Here is an 8,595-nt window from a genome sequence, read left to right as displayed (position 1 = left end):
ACGGCGTGATCAGGAGCAGCAACACTCCCGCGCCGAGCGAGCTGCCGACGAGAAACCAATACAAGGGAATGCTTGAACCGGCCAGCAGGCTTTCCAGCATGCCGGCCAGGTAATTGGCGATGGCGTTGGCGGTGAACCAGATGCCCATCATGATCGCGGCTTGCCAGCCGCGCGCCGATCAGGCGGTTTGCTGAATGCCGGCGATTGTCCAGTTGCGGCTGTCGTCGATCGGCTTGGTCAAATGCCAGACCTCGTCGAACGCCTCGGGCGCGGCGCCCGGCGTTTCGCGGATCGTGCCGAAGAAGCGCACGCTGGCGATGTGTTGGCGAAACTCGGAGGCGACCTCCAGCAACTCGGCATTGAGCGCCACGACGTCGGTTTTCTGCGGCGCCGTGCCGCGCTCCTGCATCTGCAGTTTGATTTCGGCGAATATCTCGGGCGTGGTGAATGCGCGGATGTCTTCGATGTTGCCTTCGTCGTTCGCCGCTTGCAGACGCAAGAAATTGAGCTTGGCATGACGGATGAAGTTCTCGGCATCGAAACCCGCTGGACCCTCGATGCGTACCGGGCCCGATCGGGTGGCCGTCGCCGCGCTCCCGCCGGTTGCCGGCATCTCGTAGGCGGCGGAGCCGACCGGGCCGCCAGCGTACTGCACGCGCTGGGTCGCCGGCTGAGCACGCCGCGTTAACAGCCGGAAGACGAACAACACCGCCGCGCCGATGAGCAGCAGCATGACGATCGACGCGAAGCCCTCACCCATGCCGAAGTGCGAGAACAACGACGCCAACCCGATACCCGCCGCCAGGCCGGCGATCGGACCGAGCCAGCGGCTCGCGCCGGATTGTTGCGGCGCGGGTGTCGGGGCCGCGTTTTGGTTCGATGGGGCGCCGCGCTTCATGGGCTGGCTGCGCTGCATGCCGAAACTGGAACCGCCGCCGAAACGCCTGGCGGCCTCGGCATCGTGCATGATCGAACCAGCGACCAGGACAACTGCTAAAAGCGCAACGAATACTTGTTTCATCTTCCTCTCCGGTTCGGAACCGCAGTTCCGGTGTGGTGCCACGGTTGTGGCGCCGCGATTATAGCGGTAAAGCGAGCGAACAATGCCAGCAGGCTGCTGAGAAACTCGATGTTCCGCGACGTGCCAGTAGACACCACGAAGGGCAAAAATGCCGTAAAAAAATGACGCCGTGGCGTAAAAAACTCGTAAAGAAGGCTCGCCGAGGACTCCTCCATGCATCCGGCTGCGGTCGGGGACGGGTCTTTGTCATTGAGCGGCAACATGGCGGCAACATGGGAGCAACATGGCGGCGCTAGATTGCCTATGCCAAGCGATCGGGAACATCTTCACCCTTTCAAATTTCCTGGTAGCCGGCCTTCCCATCAAGAATTCACAGGAGCCAACCCATGAACCCTTCGTCATTGAGACTCAGACTGCTGGCCGTCGCGCTGACCGCCGCGACCACCCTGAACGCCCACGCCGCCGTGGACCTGATCGCCATCGGCAGCATAAGCGGCGCCTATGAAGACCTGTCGAACCAGACGGCCGCGCCCCTGGAAAACGGGGTCGCCGGCAACCGCCTGGGAGGCATCGGCTCCGGTCTCGCCTACGCCGGTGGAGACATCTTTCTCGGCCTCCCGGACCGCGGCCCGAATGCAACGCCCTTCGATTCAAACATCATCGACGACACCGTCTCCTACATCGACCGATTCCATACCTTGAACCTGAGCCTCGCGCCCAATCCGGACTACCCGGGCGAGCCTGGTTCCCTGCCTTTCGTGCTGACCCCGACCCTGCGCGATACCACCCTGCTCTCCAGCGTGACGCCACTGGTCTACGGTACCGGCGCAGGGCTGGGCAACAAAATCGACGGCATTACGCCCATCGGCTCCGGCGAACCCGGCCTCAATAAGAGATTCGTCCATTATTTCACCGGCCGTTCCGACAACTTCGACCCGACCAAGCCTTCGACCAATCCCAACAACGCCCGCCTCGATCCGGAAAGCATTCGCGTCTCCAACGACGGTCTGTCGGTATTCATCTCCGACGAATACGGTCCCTACGTGTATCAGTTCAACCGCATCACGGGTCAGCGCATCCGGTCCTTCAAGCTGCCTGACAACCTGGCGATCACCGCCCTCAGCTCGCAGAAAGACGTAGAGATCGCCTCGAACACCATCGGCCGCGTCACCAACAAGGGCATGGAAGGCCTCGCCATCACGCCGGACGGCAAGACGCTGGTGGGCATCATGCAAGCCAACCTCGAGCAGGATAAAAAGGGAAGCTTGCGCATCGTCACCATTGACATCAAGAGCGGCGCCACCCACGAGTATGCCTACAAACTCACCGACGGGTCGGGCGTCAGCGAGATCGTCGCCGTCAACAACCACCAATTCCTGGTGGACGAACGGGACGGCAACGGCATGGCCGATACGCCCGCAACGCCCTCCGCCGCCCTGGTCAAGGAGCTGTTCCTGATCGATCTCAATGGTGCGCAGGATGTAACGAACGTTACCGGTCCCAAGGCTGACCTCTCGAGCTATGCCGTCAGCAAGGTGCTGTTCCTGGATATCGTCGCCAAGTTGACCGCCGCCCCGGCCAACATCAACCCACTTCTGATTCCGTCCAAGATAGAGGGCGTGGCTTTCGGCCAGGACGTGGTCATCAACGGCGTCACCAAACACACCCTTTACGTGACAAATGACAACGACTTCCTCGCCACCATCGCCAATCCGCTCGCTCCAGCCAGCGGGAACGTCGCCAACCCGAACCAGTTCTACGTGTTCGCCTTCGACGACCAGGATCTGCAGGGCTACGTGCCGCAACCGGTCAAACCCCGGACGCTGCTGGAATGCGGCTTCAACCTCTAGCCCTGGGTCGGCTCCGGCCATGACGATATTTCCAACGATCAGGGCGGGTGTTGTCAGGAGCGCCCGGGCGCAGGCGTGAAGTCATGGCCATCCTGAAAACTGGAACATAACCGACGCCAAACCTCGGCCGCCTCGCGCGGCCGTTTTTTTCGGAGGCGGACTATCCTCAGTGCGTCCGGTTACGGCCAGCTATTGATCGCGCTAACCGGTTGCCGCCGCGCGAAGCGTGGAGGCGGCCCGGTTGAACGCGGGGTTAGGCAAGCCGCAACTGCGCCAAAGAAGCGAGCATGCGCTCAGTGTGGCCTCTAGGGCGCCCGAGGATCTCGGGAACTCCCCCATCAAGTAATATTCTATTTACGCCGGGATATCAGCATCAGACCGAAGATGCCACTGCCAAAAAGCAAGATGGCGGGCGGCAGGGGCACGGCCGTGATTTCCACACCGTACGAGCATAGCCCTGTACACGTCCCGACGACGTTAGAAAAGTATTTTCCCGGCGTCGCGGTGAACGGGAACGAGGCGGAATCGTTAGCGCTCGGCGAAACAAGAGCCGTAGATCCGAACAGGTGCAAGCTGGTACTGATTCCGAGCGCGACGGTCCCGAACGATGAACCCGGGAAGAACGTCAAGTCGGTGATGGTGGCGATATACGAACCAGGTGCGGCGATCGTGAACGACGTGGATTCGCCGGCAGCCGGTCCGATGATGGTGTCGACATACTCGAACACCGGCACTGTGGAGGCGTTTGCCAGGTTGCTGGCGCCAAGAAGCAGCCAGAGGCAGGCGCTGATTTTGATGATAAAGGACGAAAAAAAGCGTTTCATGTTTCTCCCTCCATGGAGTTAAGGTGCCGATTTGAGTCTCGCGTCTTCGGCTATGCATTCCCTGGGCCGGCGTCCTTTCCAGAATCTGGAAATCGAGATGCAGTTACTGAAAGTAGCTGGCAAAATCCATTAGACAATGGCGCTACGGCCACGCAGCGCCTGGGACGTGTGATCTTCCGATGGATGGCTGACACCGAAGGACAAGCGAGTCGAAAAACGTGCCCTTTCTGCCCGTCAGTCGGCCGATCAGTGGATAATGTTAATTAATGGATTAGGAGTGGCGCCTACACTTGTCGGCAGTAGCGAGGGAATTTGGCAAACATCTCGGCCTATTGGGAAGATGCGCTAACAATCCTCGCGGGTGAATCATCAATTCACTGGCCGGATATTCTCTTGGTAATGAATGGCTGCTTCGGGTCGGATTGATCCTACCCACGTTTGATGGACACACCGGAAAGAGCAATACTGGCTCTGAGAGAGGTGTGACATGCAACGGAAACCGTACACAAGGTATAGCCGGGAGTTCAAACTCGAGGCAGTTCGCCAAGCGGCGCTAGGCGAGAAGCCCAAGGCGCAGATCGCGCGGGCGCTCGGGATCCGAGTCGGTCATCTGAGAGAATGGCGGATTCAGTTCGAGGAGGAAGCCCGCACGGGTGTCACCCAACCCCCGCCGGTGGCCAGCCAGGACCTGGAGCAAATGCGGCGCGAGAACGCCAAGCTGCGGATCGAGAATGAAATCTTAAAAAAAGCGGCCATCTACTTCGCGGGCGAGTCGAAGTGAAATACGCCTTCATCGATCAGCAGCGACGTAGCTACAAGGTGAAGGCCCTGTGCGCGGCACTTAAGGTCTCGCGCAGCGGCTATTACGTGGCGCGGGGCCGGGTGCCCAGTGCCCGAAAGGTGCGCCAACACACGCTGCTCGCGGCGATTCGTAAGATTCACCTGGACAGCCGCGAGACCTATGGGGCACCGCGGGTACACGCCGAGCTCTGTGCCCAGGGCGTATTCTGCTGCCGGAATACGGTCGCCAAGCTCATGCGGCAAGCGGCTATCCTGCCCAAGTGCATTCGCCGCTTCCGGGTGACGACGGATTCGCGCCGGACCCAGGCCTCGCCCAACCTGTGATCGGTCGGGTGTTCACGGCCGAGCGTCCCAACGCGTGCTGGTTGAGCGACATCACCTACATCCCGACGCGTGAAGGCTGGCTGTACCTGGCCGCCGTGTTGGATGTGTACTCGCGCGCCGTTGTCGGCTGGGCCATGAGCCGAACGCTCGACTGCAAACTCGCCACCGATGCTCTCAGTATGGCGATCGGCTGGCGCGGGCCACCGGGTATCCCCTGCACTCCGACCAGGGTACGACCTACTCGGCCGTGGATTACCGGGAACTGCTGGCACGTTACCCCATGATCCGCCAGAGCATGAGCCGCAAGGGGGACTGTTGGGACAATGCGCCGATGGAGAGTTTCTTCCATACCCTGAAGACCGAGTTGATCATGCACTGCGACTACAAAACCCGAGACCAGGCGCGCGCCAGCCTGTTCGATTACATGGAGATGTTTTACAACCGCCAGCGGCGTCACTCGACCTTGCACTACGAGTCTCCGCTGGCCTTCGAGGCGATGCGAATCGCCTAGTTATCGTGTCCACAGAACGTGGGTAAGATCAGATGCTGACGGTCGGTTAACGGCCATAAGCGGCCGTTAGCAGTATCCCGCAAGCAGACGCTCAACGTCGTGGTGAGCGGCGGGCTGCCACGGAACGCCAATATGGCAACGCGCTTCCGGCCCGCCCGCTCCACCTAGCGTTAGGCACGCGGCCCGCTATGCCAGCTTGCCAAGAATCCCGTTCATTTCCTCTTTGGAGAAGGCGCGTAGGGTCTGCGTGCGGATATTGCCTGCGACACCAATAGCCAATGTGAATGCGGTTGCTGACTTGTCATCCGGTGCTTCGATGATCGCAACCAGATCATAGTGCCCCACCGTCCAGTAGATTTGCGTCATATTGGCCCCGAACTTCTTTGCCGCCTCCATGACAGCATCGGCGCGTTTCGTGGTGTCCTTTACGTTGCGAATCCCTTGATCCGTAAAGTTACAAAGTGCGATGTATGTCGCCATGACGGTTCTCCTTTAGATTCACGGGACCTCACGCGCCACGAAAGCCAACGGCGGCCCCAAAACGCTGGCCTTACAGGTGATGTACGGACAACCTTGGCAGTATATCCTCAGAACTGGCAACGCGGTCATGGGACTGTTCTGGGTTCGCTTTGTGACGGTCGCATTCCGGCCAAGAGCAGACGTTTAACGTTCGGCGTCAGCCGCGCCCGATTGCGGGCGTCGGCTGCACGCCGTGGTTAGGCAGCGCTCATCTATTGGCGACCACCTGTGCCAGGACAATCCGGCCCTCCTCTAGATTGCGGCCCTGATTTTGCGCCATGGCCTGAAAATCGGCTCCGAGAAGAACATGAAAGCCAAGCGGGGGGAAACCGGTTTTGCGGATCTTTTCGGCTAGCGATACGAACCAGGCGCGCGCAGCGTCTGTAGTGTCGGACCAATCTTCTAGATTGAACCCGGCTTTCTCGAGCAGCCCGCGCAATTCGTCTGGCGTGACGAGGAAGCTCGACTCCGGTGTGCGCGCCCAAGGGACGGGGAAAAGGACTGGGCCCGACGGTCCGGCAAGAACGTCATAGATCGCGAGCGTGCCCTCCGGCTTTAGGACCCTGTACATCTCCTCGTATAGCGTGGGTTTGTCCGGGATATTCATGGCCACATGCTCGGTCCAGACAACGTCAAACGACGCATCGGGAAACGGCAGCTTCGTGGCGTCACCTTGGCGAAAGTCGACGAGTTCGGTGAGGGCGATTCGCTCGGTAAGCATCGCGGCGGCGCGGCAGTACTCGTCGGTGAGATCAATGCCGGTGACCCGACACCCGAATTCCCGCGCAAGACATCGTGATGTCCCGCCGATGCCGCTACCGACGTCAAGTACGTGCTTCGTGGCGTCGACGCGCGCAGTTCGCGCAAGCTCGAGCGTTGCTGCTCGGCCGCGAATGTGAAATTCGTCGATCGGCGCCAAGTCTTCCGGCGTGAGGCGATTCAGGTCTTTGCCAGCGTTTTCCAAGGCGGCCAGAATGACGCTGCCAAGCTCGGACCGGGCGTAATGCGCCCGGATGGCTTCATTGACTTGACTCGACATTGACTCGATCCCTCCTTTAATACGCTGCCTAACGATGATTAAACGGCCCAAGTACGGGATATTCAATATACCGTGGACTAAAAATACCTGAAAACCGTTTGAGGTCAGTCATTTCGGCTGAATACCTCGTATGTGTTTCGCAGCAATATACTGCAAACCTACGGGATAAGCCTATTGAACTGCTATGTGACGGTTTAACTCAGATTTGAGAGGCGCTGAGCAAGCAGGCACAGCGTCCCCTCATACGAGTGTCCGCTTTGGGTTGCGGATTCAACCGATCGATGCAACACACTAGATACTGCGCAAGCAGAAGGAGTGTTGCAAATGAAACAAAGACCACGGATCTATTACTCCGAAACCCAGAAAGCCCTTATGTGGGACCGCTGGCAGAGAGGGGATTCGCTTCACCAGATCGCGCAATTGTTTGGTCGACACCACCCATCGATACAACGCATTCTGGCGGAGACGGGTGGGATACGCCCGGTGCCGCGTCGCCGTTCGAGATTGGCGCTGACATTGGCGGAACGCGAAGAGATATCGTGTGCGGTGGTGGCGGGCCACGCGATCCGTTCGATTGCGGCGTCGCTCGGACGCGCACCCTCCACCATCAGCCGCGAGCTCAAACGCAACGGTGGCCAGCGATGCTATCGGGCGAGTCGGGCCGACCAAGCCGCCCGGGATCGTGCACGTCGCCCCAAGACCTGTAAACTGGGGGAGAACCCGGCGTTGGCGCGCATCGTGGCCGGTAAGCTCCAATTGGAGTGGTCGCCGCAGCAGATTGCCGGGTGGCTCAAGCGCACTTATTCGGACAACGAGTACTACCGGGTGTCACACGAGACCATCTATCGCAGCCTCTTCATTCAGGCCCGTGGCGCCCTGAGGAAAGAGCTGTTACAGCATTTGCGGCGCACACGCGCCATGCGCCGCTCGCGCCATCACACGCAGAAAACGGACACTCACGGCAGAATCACCGACACGGTATCGATCCGCGAGCGTCCGGCCACGGTTGACGATCGGGCCGTGCCGGGTCACTGGGAAGGCGACCTGCTGTTCGGAAGCCACAACAGCCAGATGGCGACGCTCGTCGAACGTCATACGCGCTACGTGATGCTGGTGAAGGTCGACAGCAAAGATACCGAGACTGTCATCGATGCACTTATCAGGCACGCTCACCGGTTACCGCGGGAACTCTATCAATCGCTGACCTGGGATCGGGGCAAAGAAATGGCCGACCACAAACGTTTCACGTTGGCGACCGACATCAAGGTGTATTTCTGTGATCCCCAAAATCCTTGGCAGCGGGGGTCCAATGAGAATACGAACGGGCTATTGAGGCAGTATTTCCCCAAGGGAACCGACCTTTCGGTCTACACGCAGGCCAGGCTGAATGCCGTGGCTCGGCGCTTGAACGAACGTCCACGGAAAACGCTAAACTATGAAACACCCGCTGAACGATTTAGCCAAACTGTTGCGTCGATCGGTTGAATCCGCAGTCGAAAACAGACGCTTTGCCGCGTCGTAGCTCGTTGCTTGGTCCCTGTTATTTCTCCGGCCTCAACGATCATGGTTACAAGTTTGGCACAGCAAGAACAGCTGCTGGCTCAGCCTTTCCCATGCATCAGGTATTTCAGCAACGGCGTGATCAGGAGCAGCAACACTCCCGCGCCGAGCGAGCTGCCGACGAGAAACCAATACAAGGGAATGGT

The 8,595-nt window shown here is 59.6% G+C and carries 8 protein-coding genes and 1 pseudogene; 5 read left to right on the top strand and 4 right to left on the bottom strand.

Going from position 1 to position 8,595, the window contains the following annotated elements:
- Nucleotides 1-178: 178 nt before the first annotated feature.
- Nucleotides 179-1,021, bottom strand: a complete 843-nt coding sequence (locus tag WB402_RS00235) for a Tim44 domain-containing protein (protein ID WP_424204618.1) — start codon at nucleotides 1,019-1,021, stop codon at nucleotides 179-181.
- Nucleotides 1,022-1,407: 386 nt separating this feature from the next.
- On the opposite strand from WB402_RS00235, the gene WB402_RS00230 reads away from it, so the two are divergent.
- A complete protein-coding gene (locus WB402_RS00230; RefSeq protein ID WP_424204617.1) occupies nucleotides 1,408-2,871 on the top strand; it encodes an esterase-like activity of phytase family protein in 1,464 nt (487 codons plus the stop codon).
- A 350-nt stretch (nucleotides 2,872-3,221) separates the two neighbouring features.
- Here the strand turns inward: WB402_RS00230 and WB402_RS00225 are convergent, their stop codons facing one another.
- Entirely contained in the window at nucleotides 3,222-3,695 is a 474-nt protein-coding gene (locus WB402_RS00225; RefSeq protein WP_424204615.1) for a hypothetical protein, read from the bottom strand.
- A gap of 487 nt (nucleotides 3,696-4,182) precedes the next feature.
- On the opposite strand from WB402_RS00225, the gene WB402_RS00220 reads away from it, so the two are divergent.
- The 3 genes and pseudogenes from WB402_RS00220 to WB402_RS00210 all read left to right on the top strand — a co-directional run.
- Entirely contained in the window at nucleotides 4,183-4,476 is a 294-nt protein-coding gene (locus WB402_RS00220; RefSeq protein WP_424204613.1) for a transposase, read from the top strand.
- Nucleotides 4,473-4,820 (top strand): IS3 family transposase, encoded by a 348-nt coding sequence (locus WB402_RS00215; RefSeq protein WP_424204611.1) that lies wholly within the window; start codon nucleotides 4,473-4,475, stop codon nucleotides 4,818-4,820. The genes WB402_RS00220 and WB402_RS00215 overlap by 4 nt, the downstream gene beginning before the upstream one ends.
- 47 nt (nucleotides 4,821-4,867) lie before the next feature.
- Nucleotides 4,868-5,331, top strand: a pseudogene (locus WB402_RS00210) (IS3 family transposase); the annotation flags it as partial.
- Nucleotides 5,332-5,517: 186 nt separating this feature from the next.
- Here WB402_RS00210 and WB402_RS00205 read toward each other — a convergent pair.
- The gene (locus tag WB402_RS00205; RefSeq protein ID WP_424204609.1) at nucleotides 5,518-5,811 is read right to left on the bottom strand and encodes a GYD domain-containing protein; all 294 of its coding nucleotides are present in this window, start codon (nucleotides 5,809-5,811) and stop codon (nucleotides 5,518-5,520) included.
- Nucleotides 5,812-6,058: 247 nt separating this feature from the next.
- A complete protein-coding gene (locus tag WB402_RS00200) occupies nucleotides 6,059-6,889 on the bottom strand; it encodes a class I SAM-dependent methyltransferase (RefSeq protein ID WP_424204607.1) in 831 nt (276 codons plus the stop codon).
- A gap of 324 nt (nucleotides 6,890-7,213) precedes the next feature.
- On the opposite strand from WB402_RS00200, the gene WB402_RS00195 reads away from it, so the two are divergent.
- Nucleotides 7,214-8,374 carry an IS30 family transposase gene (locus WB402_RS00195; RefSeq protein ID WP_424204606.1) on the top strand — a complete coding sequence of 387 codons (1,161 nt, stop codon included), beginning with the start codon at nucleotides 7,214-7,216 and terminating at the stop codon, nucleotides 8,372-8,374.
- Nucleotides 8,375-8,595 lie beyond the last annotated feature (221 nt).

The sequence above is a fragment of the Sulfuricaulis sp. genome, assembly GCF_049587675.1.
Taxonomy (GTDB): Bacteria; Pseudomonadota; Gammaproteobacteria; order Acidiferrobacterales; family Sulfurifustaceae; genus Sulfuricaulis.
This window is presented reverse-complemented; position numbering and strand designations above follow the sequence as displayed.